Source organism: Hyphomicrobium sp. ghe19, from assembly GCF_902712875.1.
GTDB lineage: Bacteria > Pseudomonadota > Alphaproteobacteria > Rhizobiales > Hyphomicrobiaceae > Hyphomicrobium_B.
The window spans coordinates 3,313,405-3,332,015 of record NZ_LR743509.1 but is presented as its reverse complement, the minus strand read 5'-3'; the positions used below and the strand labels follow the sequence as shown (position 1 = coordinate 3,332,015).

Genomic DNA, 18,611 nt, shown 5'->3' with positions numbered 1-18,611 from the left:
ACATGACATTTTTCACCGACTATTTCGAAGCAATCGACGTCATCGCGATCCTCGCGTGCGTTGCGCTGGTCCTTGCGGCGTTTGTCCGGCGCGAAAATATCTGGCTGGGCATCCTCGCAGTAGTCGTTATCCTATGGGCCGTAACGAGACTGCTCCACATCGTCTAGACGACCTTTTCTACGAATTCAGTGGAAGCATCGCGGTGTGACGAGCTGCGATCTGGACTTTGCTTGCTCGAAGATGCAACCCGACAGCGATTTTGACGGCGATCGAATATTCCGAGGAACCGCATCGAGAGAATGTTAAAGGCCGCTCGGCCCAGGCACCTTCGAGATAGAGCGCATGATGAACATGGTCGACCGAAGCTTATACACGATGCCGCGCGTGACCGTCGCCGTGTGCGCGTACAATCAAGCGCAATATGTCGAAGCAGCCCTGAATTCTGCCTTCAACCAGTCTTACGAAAATATCGAATTTGTCGTCGTTGACGATCACTCTTCGGACGGAACATCAGACAAGATCCAAGAGCTTCTCGACGCGACCGAAATGAATGCGAAATTCATTCGGCGCAAGAGTAACGGCGGCCAGATGGCTGCAATGCTCGACGCCTTGGAGGCCTCGACCGCTCCGTTTATTGTTTGGGTCGATGGCGACGATCTGCTGAAGCCCGATTTCGTACAAACGCATGTCCGGTATCATTTGAACGCCACGGCTGGATGCGCCTTTACGAGTTCGAATATGGCGGTGATAGATTTTCGCGGCCAAATTATTTCTGGTGCGGTTCCCTTTCTTTCGAACAGTTTCGTTCTGAGGCCGCAAAGTGGAGATATCGAAATTTGGCCCCTCTCGCACGATCGGGAGCCGGCGACTGCGGTTTTGCTTCCAAAGGGATATCGGAATTGGGCTTGGTCGGCGACGTCGGGAATGATGTTCCGAACGTCAGTGATAAAGCTCATCCGTCCCGAGCGGCCCGAAATGATCAGAATATCGGCCGACAACTATTTCGCGCGCTTCGCGCACGTCGTAGGGGGATCGTTGGTTATCCCGACGGTTCTCGGATTCTACAGGATTCACGGCAATAACAACTTTTCGCGGTTTGAAATTCTAGGCGATCGGATCAATGGCGCTAAGAATTCCGACCATCAAATCGACGCTATGAATGAGGAATTCGCGAAGGTGTTGGCGCGCGAACCCGCAATTATCGCCTCATGCATAGATTCAACGGACCTTTATAGGATTGTCAAAAGGATCGGAACCTCGAAAGGGAGCATGGGCCTTTTGCTCCAAAACAAAGTGCTTTGGAAAGAACTGCCCTTACGTAAGAAGGTTTCTGTGGTTGCACGAAACGTCCTTCTCCGCTTTCGGGGCGCTCTCGATGGCTCCCAAGGCCCACGCATCCGCGACAAGCTCATTCAGGCTTTTGCTTGGAGATGACGCGCTGACGATTGCCCACGCAAGCTCCCAGAACAGCGCGCCAAAGCGGCAAAAAATCACTTGCCTGCTTTGATGTGAGCGATTGAGTGCTATAACTTTTTTCATTCGGCCACACCAGTGGGGCGAGCGCTTCGTTGTGCCGCCTGCCGGCCGAGTATCGTCAGAACCAAACTGCGCTAGAGGATATTGCTTGGACTCGATCAACACCCGCATCGCCAAAGAGCTTAACGTTCAGGTTGCCCAAGTAACGGCAGCCGTCGAACTCCTCGGCGATGGCGCGACTGTGCCGTTCATCGCGCGCTATCGCAAAGAGAAGACCGGCGGCCTCGATGACACGCAGTTGCGCAAGCTCGAAGAACGCCTTGGATACCTGACCGAACTCGAAGGCCGGCGCGCGGCTGTGCTCAAGAGTATCACCGAGCAAGGCAAGCTGACGCCGGAGCTCGAACGCGCACTCCGCGGGGCCGATACCAAGGTCGACCTGGAAGACCTCTACGCGCCATTCAAGCCGAAGCGGCGAACCAAAGCTCAGATCGCGCGCGAAGCCGGACTTGAACCGCTGGCTGACGCGCTGATTGCCAATCCCACGCTCGATCCATCGAAAGAGGCCGAAAAGTTCGTCGCCGTCGATAAGGGCGTGAGCGATGGCAAGGCGGCGCTGGAGGGCGCGCGTTCCATCCTGATCGAGCGGATGACAGAGAACGCCAAACTCGTCGGCGATTTACGCCAGTGGCTTTGGTCGACCGGGCTCGTCACGTCGAAAGTTCTGAAAGGCAAAGAGACCGAAGGGGCAAAATTTTCCGATTATTTCGATTTTCGTCAGGCCGCCCGCCAGATTCCGTCGCATCGCGCGTTGGCTCTTTTGCGTGGCCGCAACGAAGGGCTTCTCGGCCTCGATCTTGATGTCGAATTGGCGCCGGGGCAGGCGCATCCCGCCGAAGCTAAAATCATGACCGCGTTCAACATCGCCGAGCGCAATCGCGCGGCCGACAAATGGCTGATCGAAACAGCCAAGCTTGCTTGGAAAACCAGATTGCATGGCTCGCTCGCAGCCGATCTTTTGGCGCGCATAAAGGAAGACTCCGACACCGCCGCCATCGGCGTTTTTAAAACGAACCTCAAGGATCTCCTGCTGGCGGCTCCGGGCGGTGCGCGCGTGACGATGGGGCTTGATCCCGGCATACGCACCGGCGTCAAGGTCGCCGTCGTCGATCAGACCGGCAAGGTTCTTGATACCGCGACCGTCTATCCGCACGAGCCGCGCAATGATTGGAACGGCGCGCTGGCGGCTATGGCCGCGCTCAGCATCAAACATAAGGTTGATATCATTGCCATCGGCAATGGAACCGCGAGCCGCGAAACCGACAAGCTTGCCGGCGATCTCATGAAGAAAATGCCGGACCTCAAGCTCACCAAAGTGATGGTCTCGGAAGCGGGCGCGTCGGTCTATTCCGCATCCGAGATCGGTGCACAAGAGTTTCCGAACCTCGATGTTTCTCTGCGCGGCGCCGTATCGATCGCGCGCCGTTTGCAGGACCCGTTGGCGGAACTCGTCAAGATTGAACCGAAAGCCATCGGCGTTGGCCAATATCAGCACGACGTCAACCAGACCGAGCTTGCGCGTTCGCTTGATGCTGTGGTCGAGGATTGCGTCAACTCTGTCGGTGTCGATGTCAACATGGCGTCGGCGCCGCTGCTGGCGCGCGTTGCCGGACTGAACGCAACGATTGCGAGCAATATCGTCTTGCATCGAAATGAGAACGGCGCCTTCAAGAGACGTACGGAAATCAAAAAGGTCGCGCGCCTGGGACCGAAGGCATACGAGCAGGCCGCTGGCTTCTTGCGCATCGCGAATGGCGCCAACCCGCTCGATGCTTCCGCAGTTCACCCGGAAGCTTACGACGTCGTCGAGCGCATCGCCAAAGAAATGAAGCGGCCTATCAAGGCCATGATTGGCGACAGCGCCTTTCTGAAATCGCTGGACCCCAAGCAGTTCGCCGACGAACGTTTCGGTACTCCGACTGTCGTGGACATTTTAGCCGAGCTCGAAAAGCCGGGCCGCGATCCGCGTCCCGAGTTCAAGACCGCCGAATTCAAGGAGGGCGTCGAAAAAATCGCGGATTTGCGTCCAGGCATGATGCTCGAAGGCGTGGTGACGAATGTGACGGCGTTCGGCGCCTTCGTCGATGTCGGCGTGCATCAGGACGGCCTGGTCCACATATCGGAGCTCGCCGACAAGTTCGTGAAGGATCCGCGCGAGGTGGTCAAAGCAGGCGACGTCGTTAAGGTGCGGGTGAAGGACGTCGACGTCGACCGCAAGCGCGTGGCGCTGACGATGAAGTCGGGAGCAATCGAGAGCCAGTCGCCCCCGCGCGATCTCCGTGCTGACGTCCGTCGTTCAAGCGCTACGGCGCCAAGCACGAAAGCCCCCGAGGGGGAATCTGCGCTCGCCGCAGCTCTCCGCCGCGCGCGCGAATCTGGAAAGAGCTGAGGAGACCGCGGCATCCATTCGCGGTTAAGGCCTTCAGCCCTGGCCCAATTCGAACTTCCTGTAGTGCTCGAGAATAAATGCCTCGAAAGCCTTCGCTGCGTGCTTCGCGATATGACCATCTATCCTAACGCGAAGCGGCCCCATCGCAATTGAGAAAGTTCCAAGCGTATTGTGAGTGAAACTTTCAACACCCAGTCGATGAGCCGCCACGCCGCATTGTCGCCCGTCGTGAGTTCCACTCCGAGCATTCTTCGGACATGCCCTTGTAGAGCGTGAGATTGTAGGCAGAATTGATGAGGGAGACGTGGCTGAAGGCCTGCGGAAAATTGCCCATCTGATGCTTCGAGACGGGATCATATTCTTCGGCGAGAAGTCCGACGTCGTTGCAGAGTGAGACGAGGCGTTCGAACATGGCTTCGCCTTCGTCAATGCGACCCTGCAGGACAAGATTGTCTACAAACCAGAAACTGCATGCAAGGAACGCTCCTTCGCCGGGTGGCAAACCATCTTCAGTCTCGGTCGTCGCGTAGCGGTAGACCAATCCATTGCGCAGAAGACGGCGCTCGATCGCTTTGACGGTGCCCAGTATTCGTGGGTCGGACGGCGGCAGGAAGCCGACGATGGGGAGTAGCAACAGGCTCGCATCGAGAAACTTCGAGCCATAGGCCTGCGCAAAACTGTTCAGCTCGGTGTCGAAGCCGTTGCAACAGACGTCGTTGTGAATTTCGTCGCGTAACGAGCGCCACCGATCCAGCGGCGCCTCTTCGGCGTGCCCCTCGGCCCACCTCACCATACGGTCGAACGCGACCCATGTCAGAACTTTCGAATGAACGAAGTGCTGTGGCGGCCCTCGCACTTCCCAAATCCCCTCGTCGGGCTGGCGCCAGGCCGTTTCGAGGTGATCTAGGAGCGCGAGAGAGATTGCATGCCAACGATCCGCAGGGGGCAACCCGTGTGCGCGCGCTTGGTACATGGCGTCGGTAATCTCGCCGTAAACGTCGAGCTGGAGTTGAGTGGCGGCGGCGTTTCCGACCCGGACTGGTCGTGCGCCCCGGAATCCAGGCAGCCATTCGACCACCCATTCCTGCAGACGACGCTTGCCATTGATCCCGTACATGATCTGCAGTTGGTCCGGGCTGCCTGCAATGGCCCGAACAAGCCAATCACGCCAGTCGCGCGCTTCTTCGTAGTAGCCCGCGCTTCCAAGAGCGAGCAGAGTCAACGTCGCGTCGCGCAGCCAGCAGTATCGATAGTCCCAGTTCCGGACGCCGTCCTCTAGCTCCGGCAGTGACGTCGTGGGGGCAGCAACGATGCCACCGGTTGGAGCGTAGGTCAGGCCTTTCAATACGCACAGCGAGCGTTTGACGAGGGGTGTCCAACGTCCAGCCGAAACGCAATGGCCGGACCAGTCGCGCCAATATGCTTCTGTGCTTTTGAGCGCGGCCTCCGGGTCCACACCTTCGGGCGGCTTGCGTTGTGAGGGACCGTAACTCAAAACGAAGGGCACATTTTCACCGGCTGAAACGTGAAAATCCGCGACGGTCGTCAGATCCTCGCCACGCAAATCCACAGGCGCGCGCAAAATGACCATATCGGGACCGGCAATCGCGCGGAGGCTCTCGTCGAAACGTTCGACCCAAGGGACGAACGCGCCGTATTCGAAGCGAATAATCAACTCCATATGCAGCGGGACATGCCCTTCGACACCGCGAACGATGCGGACCAGATCCGCGCTCTCGTCGTGCGGTGGCATGAAATCGATCAGTTCTGCGGTCCCACTCGCCGTTTCGAATGTCGTGACCAGGACCAAAGAGTTGTCGATGTACCGGCGCGTGATCCGCTTGGCAGATGCTTTCGGCGCGATGAGCCATCGCCCGTGTTCGGGGTTTCCCAAGAGAGCGGCAAAGCACGCGCTGGAGTCGAAACGGGGCCAGCATAGCCAATCGATGGAACCGTTGCGTCCGACCAGAGCGGCAGATTGGCAATCGCTGATTAGCGCGTAATCTTCGATCCACAGTCGATCAGGTTGGGACATGATCCACGCCTCCAGCGGATGCGGGTGTGGCGAGCGCAGCCCTTTCAACGGCTGCGGCATCCCCCTTGAGCACCTCGAACAGGGTCTCTTTTCCATCTCGCCAGAAGTGGATATCGAACCGCGCTCGGCCAAGCCGGAGGTCCCTCAGCGTGATATCGGGCAACCAATCGGGCAATACGGGATCGACGTAAATTTTGCCGCGAGGAGCATCCTGCTGCAGTCCCAAAAGCGCTTGAAGTAGCAGAAACGGCGTGCCCGCCGCCCAGGCTTGCGGAACATTGGCACCGAGATATTGAATTGGGAAGCCGTCCTCCTCGCGCTGCAATCCACCATAGAGCTCTGGAAGTTGGTTCAGAAGGAAATGGCTCGCCGCGCCGCTCAGTTCCCGTGCGACGAGGGCGGCTTCGCGCGGAAAGCCGTATCGTTTCATGCCGAGTGCGATGAGGGAATTATCATGCGGCCAGACGGCGCCTGTCTGGTAATCGTATGGGTTGAACGCGGGATGATCTGCCGATAGCGTGCGGATGCCCCAGCCCGAAAGCATGTCCTTACGCATCAAACGTTTCACGACCTGATCTGCTCGCTCCGGCGCGATGATGCCGGACCAGAGACAGTGTCCGACGTTGGAAGCGACCGTCAGGACCTTCTTCTTCGCGCCGTCGAGCGCGAGAGCATAGAAGCCCGACTCCTCATCCCAGAAGTCTTCGTTGAACTTTTCAAACAGGTGCGCCGCTTTTCGGCGTAAGGCACCGGCCCGCCGTTTGTTATCAAATGCTTCATAGATCTCGGCCATGCGGAGCCATGCGTCGTAAACATAGCCTTGCAATTCGCACAGCGCTTTTGGTCCGTCGACCAGCGCGCCGTCGGGATAGACGATCGAATTTCCTGCGTCCTTCCAGCCCATGTTCTCGTAACCGGCGGGCGACCGCGTCTGATATTCCTGAAATCCATCGCCATCGCGATCGCCGTATTTATCGATCCAGTCGAGGCAGGCTTCTGCGGTGGGGAGAAGCCGCTCGATAAGATCCGCGTCGCCGGTCGCGCGCCAGGCGGCGTGCAGCGCGACGAGATATAACGGCGTGGCGTCGGCAGTGCCATAATACGGCGTGTGCGGAATTTGGCGGAAATGGGCGAGCTCGCCGTAACGAAGCTCGTGCAGAATTTTCCCTGGCTCGGCGTCACGGTAATCGTCACGTTCATGCGCTTGGTATTGCGCCAGGACGTCGAGCGTCCCTTCTGCGAATTCCGGATAGACGATCATGGTCTGCAGCGAAGCGATCAACGTATCGCGGCCGAACAAAGCCAGGAACCAAGGCAGGCCCGCCGCGGGAACGAATACCATTCCGCTCGTTCCCTTGAGCGGCAACCGCAGCGCGGCCATATCGAGTACGCCTTGATTGAAGTTGCGGTAGAATTCCTCGTTGCTGGTCACGATTTTGAGAACCGTGGTTTGCCATTCCGAAATTTTCTGCGAGTGTCGCTCCTCGCCGCTTGTGTCGATGCACCCGCGCGGCGCCAGAACACGTTCTTTCCCGTCAATGAATTCGTAGTACAGACAGCGATGCCAAACCTCGCCCGGCTTGAGCGCGATCTCGAAAGTCAGGCGGCCATTGGCGTAGACGGCATGTTCACCGTCGCCGGCGTCCGCTCGCACGATAATTTCGCGATGGAAATCTTTATTCCGGTAACTATCGTGAACCATCTGTCTCTGTGGCGACCACGTCGTCGTTATAGAGCCGCGACGGACGACGGCGTTTGCTTTCACTTCGAAGATGTCGGCAAAATCCGCGCGAGTGGCGATTTCCAAATTGAAACGGACGGCTCCGAGCCCGCTGTTCGAGACGTAGATGTCTTCGTGCATTCCTCCTTCGATATGGCGGCCGATGAGTAAACCCAAGGTTCGGGCGGCGATTGGCCCGTCTTCGGTCATGAAGCTGGGGTTTGTCGCGTGGATACGTGCGGCGTTCGAGGCCACGGCGCCGCCGTTCAGTAGATCCCATTTCTCACCGTTTACATAAATCGCCCAAGTGCTGATGAGCCGGGTGTCGCGAAAATAGAGCCCGTGGTTGCCGGGAGATTTCACTTGGCCATCGGGACGCGTAACGAAAACCGTCTGCCCCTGATGAATGGCAATTTGAGCCGGACCGACCTGTACTTTGAACGACATCGATGAAGCCAGGGAGAGAGGTTGTGGCTTTTTGAAAGTCGCCACATCTGTTGCGGAACGAGTTGAGCGCCGATCCGTTTCCCCCTCGACGTCGATCATTGTGGCGGCTGTCGTGGCGGCCCTGTTCGTAAGGTGTTTTCCAACTCGCTCCAGCTGCCGCCATTCGACGATTAGTCTTCTGGATCTGCCCGATGAGCCGCGGCACCGCAACAAAACCGCAAGTTTTGCAACGTGAGCTGAATATCGATGACGTGTGCATCAATACCATCCGCACGTTATCCATGGACGCCGTGCAGAAGGCGAACTCCGGTCATCCCGGCACGCCAATGGCTCTGGCGCCCCTCGTTTATACTCTTTGGCAGCGCTTTCTGCGCTTCGATCCCGATAATCCGTATTGGCCCAATCGCGACCGCTTTGTTTTATCGAACGGCCATGCCTCGATGCTCCTGTACTCCATTCTGCATCTTGCAGGAGTCAGAGAGCGGAACGCCAAAGAAGGTAGACCGAACGGCCTAGCTGTCACATTGGAAGATATCAAAGCGTTCCGCCAGCTCGACAGCAAATGCCCGGGACACCCAGAGTATGGCCGCACCACCGGCGTCGAAGCGACGACCGGGCCGCTCGGGCAGGGCTGCGGCATGAGTGTGGGAATGGCTCTCGCCGGGAAATGGCTGGCAAAGAAGTTCAATCAGCCCGGCCTCACCTTATTCGACTACAACGTTTTCGCCGTCTGCGGCGATGGCGATATGATGGAGGGCGTCGCGAGCGAAGCGGCCTCGTTCGCCGGTCATCTGATGCTCGGCAATCTCTGCTGGATCTATGACAACAATCGCGTGACCATCGAAGGCCACACGGACCTCGCTTTTAGTGAAAACGTGGGCGACCGCTTTCTCAGCTATGGTTGGAACGTCGACCACGTAGGCGATGTCAACGATACCGAAAGACTTGCCGAGGCGCTGACGAAATTCCGCGATACGCCCGATGTTCCGTCGTTGATTATCGCCGACAGCCACATCGGCTATGGCGCTCCGCACAAGCACGACACGAGCGCAGCGCATGGCGAACCGTTGGGCGAGGAAGAAGTTCGTCTGGCAAAACGCAGCTACGGTTGGCCAGAGGATGCAATGTTCCTTGTCCCGGATGGCGTCACGAAGCATTTCGAGACCGGTATCGGCGCAGGCGGCAAACAAGCTTGGCAAGCTTGGAACAAGAGTCTTAAAGACTTCAGATCCAAGTGTCCCGGTCTCTCTGCGGAATTCGACCTGCTCGAATCCAAGGGCTTGCCGCAAGGATGGGATGCGGCTCTGCCGAGCTTTCCTGCGGACGCCAAAGGCCTTGCGACGCGAGCCTCCGGAGGCAAAGCCCTAAACGCGATCGCCGCGCACGATCCGCTCTTCATCGGCGGCGCTGCTGACCTTGCTCCGTCGACGAAAACCAACATCGATGGCGGTGGTGACGTCGAGGCAAACAACTACGGCGCGCGCAATTTGCATTTTGGTATTCGCGAACATGCAATGGGCGCCATCGTCAACGGCCTCGTGCTCAGCGGTGTGCGAGCCTACGGGTCCACCTTTCTCAATTTTTCCGACTACATGAAAGCGTCCATTCGTTTGAGCGCGTTGATGGAGATTCCGGCGATATACGTCTTCACGCACGACTCGATCGGGCTCGGCGAAGATGGCCCGACACATCAGCCCATCGAACAGCTGCTGGCTCTGCGTGGCATTCCAGGGCTCATCACATTGCGACCCGCCGACGCGAACGAAACGGTCGAGGCCTGGCGCGTAATGATGCAGCTGAAGAAGAACCCCGCGTGCCTCGCTCTTAGCCGCCAGCCTCTGCCGACCTTCGATCGCAAGAAGTTTGCTCCCGCGACGGGTGTTGCGCGCGGCGCCTATGTGATGGCGGATGCCAAGCAGGGCACTCCAGCCGTGATCCTGATTGGCACCGGAAGCGAGGTCTCGATCTGCGCGGAAGCGTTCGAAGAGTTGAAGCGGAAGGGCGTTGCCGCACGCCTCGTCAGCATGCCGTCTTGGGAGCTGTTCGAAGAACAGGACGCCGAGTATCGCGAGAGCGTCTTGCCTCGAGGCGTCAAGGCGCGCGTTTCCGTCGAAGCAGGCTCGGTGATCGGCTGGGATCGGTATGTCGGCGTCGATGGCGCGCGGATCGGAATGCGCACGTTCGGTGCGTCGGCGCCGATCAAAGATGTCATGCGAAAGTTCGGCTTCACCGTAGAAGCCGTTGTCGCCGCAGCCAAACATCAGATGGCCCTGATGGAAGGGAGCGCGAAGTGAACAGGCTGAAACAACTCGAAAGCTTCGGCCAGTCGATCTGGCTGGATGATTTGAGGCGCGACCTCATCACGAGCGGAAAAATTCGCTCGCTTATCGAACGCGACGGCTTGAAGGGCATCACGTCGAATCCGTCGATTTTCGAAAAGGCCATTGCCGAGACCGATGTGTACGCCAGTGCGCTGAAGCAATTCCAGTTGCGCGGCGATCATCGCGTCATTGACATCTACGAGCATTTGGCGCTGGCCGATATTCGTGACGCGGCGGACATTTTACGCCCCGTATATGATCGGTCGGGTGGCCGCGATGGCTATGTCAGCCTCGAATGCTCGCCCTATATCGCGAACGATACCGAGGCGACCCTCGCCGAAGCGAAGAGGCTTTGGGCAGCGGTCGATCGCCCGAATTTGATGGTGAAGGTCCCTGGCTCGCCGGCAGGAATCCCTGCCATACGTGAGCTGATCGGCGCCGGCATCAATATCAATATCACGTTGCTTTTCTCGATCGCCGTCTACGAGGAGGTTGCGGAAGCATATGTCGCGGGCCTCGAAAATTTCTCGAAGGCGGGCGGTGACGTCTCGCACGTCGCAAGTGTTGCAAGCTTTTTCGTGAGCCGCATCGATATCGCCGCGGACAAAAAATTGGATGCTCTCCCGGACAAAAAAATCACAGATTCATTGCGCGGCAAAGTGGCGATCGCCAATGCGAAGCTCGCGTACGAACGATACAATGCGATCTTCTCAAGCGAGCGTTGGCACCGGCTCGCAGGAGCCGGAGCCAAAACCCAGCGTTTGCTGTGGGCTTCGACGAGCACAAAAAATCCCGCCCACAAAGACACTCTTTACGTCGAGGCTTTGATCGGACGCGATACGGTCGACACGATGCCACCCGCGACGATGGATGCATTCCGCGATCACGGTGAGGCGAAGGCGGACCCCATCGAAGATCGCCTTGCCGACGCCCGTTTAGTTCTTGAGACGCTCGGCAAACAAGGGATTTCCCTCAAGGACATCACGGATCAGCTGGTTGTCGATGGGGTGCAGCAGTTTGCCGACGCCTTCGACAAGCTTTGCGGAGCCATTGCGCGAAGGCGCCTCGCTTTCATGGAAGGCGATCACATTGGCCAAAAAATCTCCACTGGCTTCCCCGAGCTGCAGGCCGCCATCGATCGGGAGCGAGACGATTGGCGCAGGAAGGGACTTGTAAGGTCTCTTTGGTCCGGCGATGCCGCGCTTTGGACCAACAAAGGCGAAGAAAAATGGGTCGGGTGGCTGCAAATCGTCGATCGCGAGCTTCGAGACGTTGGCGCACTGGAAGCTTTCGCAAACAACGTGAGACGAGAAGGCTTCGGGGATGCTGTTCTTCTGGGAATGGGAGGTTCCAGTCTCGGACCCGAGGTGATCGCCGAGACGTTCGGCCGCCAATCGGGGTGGCCGCTTCTGCATGTCTTGGACAGCACTGATCCCGCTCAAATCCACACGATCGAAGAAGGGGTGCAGTTGGACAAGACGATCTTTATCGTTTCGTCGAAGTCAGGAAGCACAGTCGAGCCCAATATTCTCCTCGACTATTTCTTCGCGCGGGTCAGCGCGTCGGTGGGCAGAGATCGCGCCGGAGAGCATTTCGTCGCCGTGACGGATCCGGGCTCCTCGCTGGAGAAACGCGCGAAGCGATCGGGCTTCCGTCACATCTTTTATGGCTTGCCGGGAATCGGCGGGCGCTATTCGGTGCTGTCGAATTTTGGGCTCGTTCCTGCCGCTCTCATGGGCGTAGATATCAAGCGCCTGCTTGAAACGGCATCGGTCATGGAGCGATCGTGCGGTCCTGATGTTCCGCCGGCCGCGAATCCCGGCGTCGAACTTGGCATTGCGCTCGGCGTTGCGGCAGCCTCATTCGGCTGCAACAAGGTGACGATCGTCGCGTCGCCGAAGATCGATGATCTTGGCGCCTGGCTCGAACAACTCCTCGCCGAGAGTACCGGCAAAAACGGACGGGGACTTATCCCGCTCACGGACGAGCCGCTCGGCACGCCGGACAAGTACAGCGCCGATCGGTTTTTCGTTTACGTCGAGCTCGAGGGAATGGCCGATACGTATCAGCGCGAAGCGATATCGGCGTTGGAAAAGGCCGGTCATCCCGTTGCACGGATCACGGTCAAAGACATCTGGCATCTCGGCCAGGAATTCTTCCGCTGGGAAATCGCAACCGCGGTGGCCGGTGCGGTTATCGGTATCAATCCGTTCGATCAACCGGACGTCGAGGCGAGCAAGGTCAAGACGGCGGCGCTGACCAAAACATACGAGAAAACACATAAGTGGCCCGACGAGCATCCGCTTTTTCGAGAGGACGGAATTGCCGTCTATGCGGATCCGAATAATGCGTCTGCGCTCGGCCGCCACAATACCCTTCAAGGCATATTGAAGAGCTATTTCGATCGCGTCGAACCGAACGATTATGTGGCCCTTCTCGCCTATATCGAGCGGAACAAAGCCCACACGAAAGCTATGAGTGCGATGCGCGAAAGCATTCGCGACAAAACTCATGCTGCGACCTGTCTTGGCTTTGGGCCGCGTTTTCAGCATTCGACAGGCCAAGCCTACAAGGGCGGACCGAACATCGGCGTCTTCATGCAGATTACGACCGACGATCCCGAAGATATCGAGATACCGGGTCACCGTTTGAGTTTCGGCGTCGTCAAAGCCGCGCAGGCGCAGGGCGATCTCGATGTTCTCGTCGAGCGCGGCCGCCGCGCCTTGCGAATTCATCTGAAAGATGTCGATGCCGGTCTGGCCGAGTTGGAGCGAGCCGTGGCCGAAGCGCTCGCCTGAACCGGCAATTCAAATGGAGTTTGTGGTCATGGAGATCGGCGTTATTGGCCTCGGCCGCATGGGCGGCAATATCGCACGCCGGCTGATGAAGGCTGGCCATCGATGCATCGTATTCGATGTCGACTCCAAAGCGCGAGACGCGCTCGCGCGTGAGGGCGCCAAGGATGTAGCATCGCTGGAGGACGTCGCCGCAGCGCTGACCAGCAAGCCACGCGCTGTCTGGATCATGTTGCCGGCAGGGCGGATCACGGAAGAGACAGTCGAGCATTTCGCGCGGATTCTCGCGTCCGGCGACATCATCATCGACGGCGGCAATTCATTTTATAAGGACGATATCAGGCGCGCGAGGCGATTGGCCGAGCGCGGCATCCATTATGTAGACTGCGGGACTTCGGGCGGCGTGTGGGGCTTGGATCGTGGCTATTGCCTGATGATCGGAGGTCCGAAGGAAGCCGTCGAGCACCTAGATCCGATTTTTGCAGCACTCGCTCCCGGATCGGGCAGCATCACGAAGACTCCTGGCCGAGCCAAATACGATCAGCGCGCCGAGCGCGGCTACATCCACGCTGGGCCTGCGGGGGCCGGGCATTTCGTCAAGATGATCCACAATGGCATCGAATACGGGCTGATGCAGGCCTATGCCGAAGGTTTCGATATCCTGCGAAGCAAGAACTCGGCCGAGCTGCCCGAAGAGGAACGGTTCACGCTTAACATTTCGGATATCGCGGAAGTTTGGCGTCGCGGCAGCGTCATATCCTCCTGGCTTTTGGACCTCAGCGCAGCCGCCTTAGCGAAGGATCCGCAACTCAAAAGCTTTTCGGGATTCGTCCAGGATTCCGGCGAAGGCCGCTGGACCATCGAGGCGGCAATCGAGCAGTCGGTGCCGGCCGAAGTCCTTTCGAGCGCGCTCTACACGCGTTTCCGCTCACGGCAGGAGCACACCTTCGCCGAGAAAATGCTGTCGGCCATGCGTCTCGGGTTTGGTGGACACATCGAAGGCAGCGAGCCTGAAGCTCATGCACCAGAAGGTCATCCAACGGCACAAAACGCGGCAGAGTACAAAATGACAGTCGACACGCTCGTCCGGCCTTCTCAAACATCCGCACTCATCAAGTGCCCGCCGTATCGGAAGCCGAAACCGGCTGATCCGTGCGCGATGGTGATTTTTGGCGCCTCGGGTGACCTGACGAAGCGGTTGATCGTCCCCGCGTTGTATAATTTGGCTCGGACCGGATTGCTCCCGGAGCATTTTGCCTTGATAGGCGTGGCGCGAAAGGAAATGACTGCCGAAAGCTGGCGCGACGAACTCTACGGCATGCTCAAACATTTTGTCGGGGATCCGGCCGGGGAGTTCGAAATCGATCGTGTCGATGAGGCGGCGTGGAAACGCCTCTCAGGGTCGATCTCATATTTGCAGGGTGATCTGAACGATCCGGAGATGTACGCCGGCCTTCGTCGCGAACTCGAGAAAGTCGAAAAAACCCACCACACACATGGGAACGCGATCTTTTACCTTGCGGTGGCGGACCAACTATTCGGTCCGACGGTGGATCAACTCGGCAAGGCGGGGCTCGCGGAGCAGTCCGAGGATCGTGACGGCAAACGAAGCCGTTGGCGTCGGGTCGTTATCGAAAAGCCGTTCGGCCATAGCCTCGACTCGGCGCGCGAGCTCAACACGCGCATCCGCAGAACTTTGCAGGAGGACCAGATCTACCGGATCGATCACTTCCTCGGAAAGGATACCGTTCAAAGCATCATGGCCTTCCGCTTCGGCAATGGGATCTTCGAGCCGATCTGGAACCGCGACCGCATCGATCACGTGCAGATCACGGCAGCCGAGACGTTGGGCGTGGAAAAACGCGGTGCCTTTTATGAAGCGACCGGCGCACTTCGCGACATGATTCCGAACCACGCATTCTCGCTCTTATCGATGGTGGCCATGGAACCGCCGGTGGGTTTCGATGCGGCCTCTATTCGCAATATGAAGGCTGACGTTCTTGCCGCCATCCCTGCGATCGATCCCAAATGTCCAGTGCGCGGCCAATACACCGCCGGCACAGTGCTCGGCAAGTCGGTGAACGGATATCGGCAGGAACCGAGCGTTGCGCCGGAGTCGAATGTCGAAACGTACGCCGCATTGAAGGTCGAAATCGACAATTGGCGGTGGGCCGGCGTTCCGTTCTTCATTCGCACAGGAAAGCATCTGGTCGCGCGCATGACGGAAATCGCCATTTGCTTCAAGCCGGCGCCTTATACGGCTTTCCAGAATACGCCTGTCGAGGCGCTGCGCCCCAATTGGCTGGTGTTGAGCATCGCGCCGGAGGAAAGCATTTCGCTGCAATTTGAAGTCAAGCCTCGCGGGCCTGTCGTCGATCTCGCAGCGGTCAAGATGGATTTTTGCTACAACGAGTGGTTTTCGAAGGAGCCGAACGTCGGCTACGAGACGCTGCTCTATGACGTGATGATTGGCGATCAAACGCTCTTCATGCGCGCAGACATGATCGAGGATAGCTGGCGCATCGTCCAGCCTGTGCTCGATGAGTGGAGCAAGAAACAAGCGGATATTCCCACCTATCCATCCGGCAGCAACGGCCCCGTTGCTGCCGACGAGTTGTTGGCACGCGATGGCAATCGCGCCTGGCGTCCGATCGATCAACCAGCGAAATGCAAAAGATGAGCGGGAACCGCGTCATACGTCTGCTGCTTGCCGATGTCGACGGCACGCTCGTGACAACCGAGAAGGTTTTGACGGAAGCGGCTAAGCGTGCCGTTCGCGATCTCGATGATGCGGGCATCACCTTCGCGATCACGAGTGGCCGGCCGCCCCGCGGAATGGCCATGCTCGTCGCGCCTCTCGCGCTTCGGACACCAATAGCTGCGTTCAACGGCGGCATATTCGTGAAGCCGGATCTCTCGGTAATCGAGGCCCATCTCCTCCCGCCGAAGGTGGCTGCGCATACGCTTCAATTTCTCGTTGACCGGGGAACGGACGTCTGGGTTTACACCGAGGACGAGTGGCTGATCCGGGACCGCCTCGCTCCGCATGTCGAACGCGAGACGAACACCGTGAAATTCCGGCCGAAAGTCGTCAGCTCTTTTACTGCCGATCATCTTGCGCACGCCGCCAAAATAGTCGGTGTGTCCGACGATCCTAAGCTCATCACGGACAGCGAACGCGCTCTCGCGGATGATTTGGGACGAGACGCGAGCGTCGCGCACTCCCAAGCCTATTATCTCGACATCACGCCTTATCAAGCCAACAAAGGAGCGGTGGTGAAAGCGCTGTCGAGGCTTCTTGGGATTCCGGCGGAAGAGATCGCAACGATTGGCGATATGCCGAACGACATCCCGATGTTCAACGAAAGCGGCTATTCGATTGCGATGGGCCAAGCGAGTGACGACGTGAAGGGCAAGGCGGATGCCGTCACCGACAGCAACGAAAACGACGGGTTCGCTAAAGCTGTAAGTCGATATGTCTTGGCTCAAACAGGAGTTCAATGATCGGCTTCGCAGCCAAGATACATAGCGAGTATCCGGTGTTTCGTTGCTCAATAGGATTGCGGGTTCGTGTCAGAGCTTCAGAAGATAAAATATGAGACCGTCGCGGATGTCGACGCGCTCTCGAAGCAGGTTGCGGACTGGCTTCTCGATATAGCTGCCGGAACTTCGGGCCCTGTTGCCATCTGTTTGTCCGGCGGGTCTACGCCGCGAACGCTCTATGAGCGCCTCGCCGAAGCGCCCTACCGCGATCGCTTTCCATGGTCACGAACGCACGTCTTCTGGGGTGATGAGCGCTTCGTGCCGCGCGGTGATCCGCTGAGCAACTATCGCATGGCGAATGACGCCTTGCTCTCGCGGGTGCCGATCCCGGCAGCCAACGTTCATCCAATTCCCACGGAAGGTCTCACTCCCGAAGAAGCCGCACGGCGATACGAGCAGGCGCTGAAGTCATTCTATGAAGCGACCCGCGGCGCGACGATGCGACGGTTGTTTGATGTAACGCTCCTCGGTCTGGGCGAGGACGGCCACTTAGCATCGCTATTTCCCGGATCGGACGCATTACAGGAACGGGAGAGATGGGTGGTTGCTGTCACGGGCGTCAAGCCGGAAGCCCGCATCACTCTGACCTATCCTGCGCTCGAGAACAGTGCAAACAGCGCGTTCCTCGTCGCGGGTGACCAAAAAAATGAGATGCTCGCCCGGTTTCGCCGCCACGATGAAACGTTACCCGCAGTGCATTTCAGGCCTCTCGGAGAATTGCGGGTCGTTGCCGACGAGAAGGCCGCCGGAGCACGCGATCTGCATGAACGCACCCCAAATTGATCGCAGCCGCGCCGAGGCGAGCGGTCCCCTCACGCTTGCAATCGATATCGGGGGAACCGGGCTCAAGGCATCAGTTCTGGACGGCGCCGGTCGAATGATCGCGCCCAGAGTTCGCGTTGACACGCCTCACCCGTGTCAACCCGAATCCCTTTTGGCGGCGCTCGAGAGACTGGTCGCACCGCTGCCGCCAAGCGACAGGATTTCCGCAGGCTTTCCCGGGGTCGTTCGCGACGGCCACATTCTGACGGCGCCTCATTTCGACGGGCCGGCCTGGTCAAATTACGCTCTTGCGCAAGCGCTGTCGGAGCGCTTCGGCAAGCCGGCGCGGGTTCTCAACGATGCCGAAGTGCAGGGACTGGGCATCGTCACCGGAAAGGGTTTGGAAGTCGTGCTGACGTTGGGGACCGGAATTGGGAGTGCGATATTCTCAAACGGACGGCTCACGCCACATCTCGAACTCGCTCACCACCCGATACACAAGGATGAAACGTACAACGAATATGTCGGTGAGGCGGCCCGGAAAGCTCACGGCCGCGAGAAATGGAATAGCCGCGTTCGCCATATGATAGATGTCGTCTCTTCACTCATTCACTTCGACGTTCTGTATCTCGGCGGCGGAAACTCGGTTCACGTCGAAGCCCGCGATTTGCCTCCGAACGTCCACATCGCTTCGAACGATGCCGGCATCACCGGCGGGGCGCGGCTTTGGCAGGAGCCCATCTGGGATTCGGTTTCTCAACAAACGTGATGCGGCTTGCCCTCTATCGCACCATCGACTTACAGTTCCGGCTCGGACCGCGCAGCGGCGCAGCCGGACTGATAGCGGGGATAGGCAGAGACCCGGAACGCCCTCGAAGAAATGGCGGGGGATGGTCGGCGACAAGAACCGACTCCCCCTGACCCGACACCGCCTGTATTCGAGATGCGGGTTTGGCAAATACTATCGCGATACGCGATTGCGCCCATTTCCCAAGACGCAATTAAGTTAATAAATTGAAGGCAAATACTCCCTAACGCGATCCGTAATTTCGCGCAAATTCAT

11 protein-coding genes are annotated in these 18,611 nt (G+C 58.4%); 9 read left to right on the top strand and 2 right to left on the bottom strand.

All coding sequences use genetic code 11. The annotated features are described in order from the left end of the window. Positions 1 to 2: 2 nt before the first annotated feature. From AACL53_RS15790 to AACL53_RS15780, 3 genes are all read left to right on the top strand, one after another. Entirely contained in the window at positions 3 to 167 is a 165-nt protein-coding gene (locus AACL53_RS15790; protein WP_339085488.1) for a hypothetical protein, read from the top strand. A 175-nt stretch (positions 168 to 342) separates the two neighbouring features. Beyond that, entirely contained in the window at positions 343 to 1,434 is a 1,092-nt protein-coding gene (locus AACL53_RS15785; protein WP_339085487.1) for a glycosyltransferase, read from the top strand. Between the two features lie 190 nt (positions 1,435 to 1,624). Beyond that, a complete protein-coding gene (locus tag AACL53_RS15780; protein WP_339085486.1) occupies positions 1,625 to 3,925 on the top strand; it encodes a Tex family protein in 2,301 nt (766 codons plus the stop codon). A 184-nt stretch (positions 3,926 to 4,109) separates the two neighbouring features. On the opposite strand, the gene AACL53_RS15775 is transcribed toward AACL53_RS15780, so the two are convergent. Together AACL53_RS15775 and AACL53_RS15770 are read right to left on the bottom strand one after the other, a co-directional pair. Further along, positions 4,110 to 5,960, bottom strand: coding sequence for a glycoside hydrolase family 15 protein (locus AACL53_RS15775; RefSeq protein WP_339085485.1), 1,851 nt, complete (start codon positions 5,958 to 5,960; stop codon positions 4,110 to 4,112). Continuing rightward, positions 5,947 to 8,127 carry a glycogen debranching N-terminal domain-containing protein gene (locus tag AACL53_RS15770; RefSeq protein WP_339085484.1) on the bottom strand — a complete coding sequence of 727 codons (2,181 nt, stop codon included), beginning with the start codon at positions 8,125 to 8,127 and terminating at the stop codon, positions 5,947 to 5,949. Before AACL53_RS15770 ends, AACL53_RS15775 begins: the two co-directional genes overlap by 14 nt. A 191-nt stretch (positions 8,128 to 8,318) precedes the next feature. Here AACL53_RS15770 and tkt point away from each other — a divergent pair, with 191 nt between their 5' ends. The 6 genes from tkt to AACL53_RS15740 all read left to right on the top strand — a co-directional run bounded on the left by tkt (position 8,319) and on the right by AACL53_RS15740 (position 18,317). Then, complete coding sequence (gene tkt, locus AACL53_RS15765; RefSeq protein ID WP_339085483.1) at positions 8,319 to 10,421, top strand: transketolase; 2,103 nt, start codon at positions 8,319 to 8,321, stop codon at positions 10,419 to 10,421. Continuing rightward, the gene (locus tag AACL53_RS15760) at positions 10,418 to 13,246 is read left to right on the top strand and encodes a bifunctional transaldolase/phosoglucose isomerase (protein WP_339085482.1); all 2,829 of its coding nucleotides are present in this window, start codon (positions 10,418 to 10,420) and stop codon (positions 13,244 to 13,246) included. The genes tkt and AACL53_RS15760 overlap by 4 nt, the downstream gene beginning before the upstream one ends. Continuing rightward, positions 13,197 to 15,923 (top strand): glucose-6-phosphate dehydrogenase, encoded by a 2,727-nt coding sequence (zwf, locus tag AACL53_RS15755; protein ID WP_339085481.1) that lies wholly within the window; start codon positions 13,197 to 13,199, stop codon positions 15,921 to 15,923. The genes AACL53_RS15760 and zwf overlap by 50 nt, the downstream gene beginning before the upstream one ends. After that, positions 15,920 to 16,747, top strand: a complete 828-nt coding sequence (locus AACL53_RS15750) for a Cof-type HAD-IIB family hydrolase (RefSeq protein WP_339085480.1) — start codon at positions 15,920 to 15,922, stop codon at positions 16,745 to 16,747. Before zwf ends, AACL53_RS15750 begins: the two co-directional genes overlap by 4 nt. A gap of 66 nt (positions 16,748 to 16,813) precedes the next feature. Further along, the gene (pgl, locus tag AACL53_RS15745) at positions 16,814 to 17,569 is read left to right on the top strand and encodes a 6-phosphogluconolactonase (protein ID WP_339085479.1); all 756 of its coding nucleotides are present in this window, start codon (positions 16,814 to 16,816) and stop codon (positions 17,567 to 17,569) included. Beyond that, positions 17,550 to 18,317, top strand: a complete 768-nt coding sequence (locus AACL53_RS15740) for an ROK family protein (RefSeq protein WP_339085478.1) — start codon at positions 17,550 to 17,552, stop codon at positions 18,315 to 18,317. The genes pgl and AACL53_RS15740 overlap by 20 nt, the downstream gene beginning before the upstream one ends. Positions 18,318 to 18,611: the final 294 nt, after the last annotated feature.

What these genes read in the sequence shown, in the direction of transcription:
- AACL53_RS15785 (WP_339085487.1), top strand. Translation starts at nt 343, where the DNA reads ATGATGAACATGGTCGACCGAAGCTTATACACGATGCCGCGCGTGACC.
- zwf (WP_339085481.1), top strand. Translation starts at nt 13,197, where the DNA reads ATGCCGGTCTGGCCGAGTTGGAGCGAGCCGTGGCCGAAGCGCTCGCCT.
- AACL53_RS15770 (WP_339085484.1), bottom strand. Translation starts at nt 8,127, where the DNA reads ATGTCGTTCAAAGTACAGGTCGGTCCGGCTCAAATTGCCATTCATCAG.
- AACL53_RS15740 (WP_339085478.1), top strand. Translation starts at nt 17,550, where the DNA reads ATGAACGCACCCCAAATTGATCGCAGCCGCGCCGAGGCGAGCGGTCCC.
- tkt (WP_339085483.1), top strand. Translation starts at nt 8,319, where the DNA reads ATGAGCCGCGGCACCGCAACAAAACCGCAAGTTTTGCAACGTGAGCTG.
- AACL53_RS15750 (WP_339085480.1), top strand. Translation starts at nt 15,920, where the DNA reads ATGAGCGGGAACCGCGTCATACGTCTGCTGCTTGCCGATGTCGACGGC.
- AACL53_RS15775 (WP_339085485.1), bottom strand. Translation starts at nt 5,960, where the DNA reads ATGTCCCAACCTGATCGACTGTGGATCGAAGATTACGCGCTAATCAGC.
- AACL53_RS15790 (WP_339085488.1), top strand. Translation starts at nt 3, where the DNA reads ATGACATTTTTCACCGACTATTTCGAAGCAATCGACGTCATCGCGATC.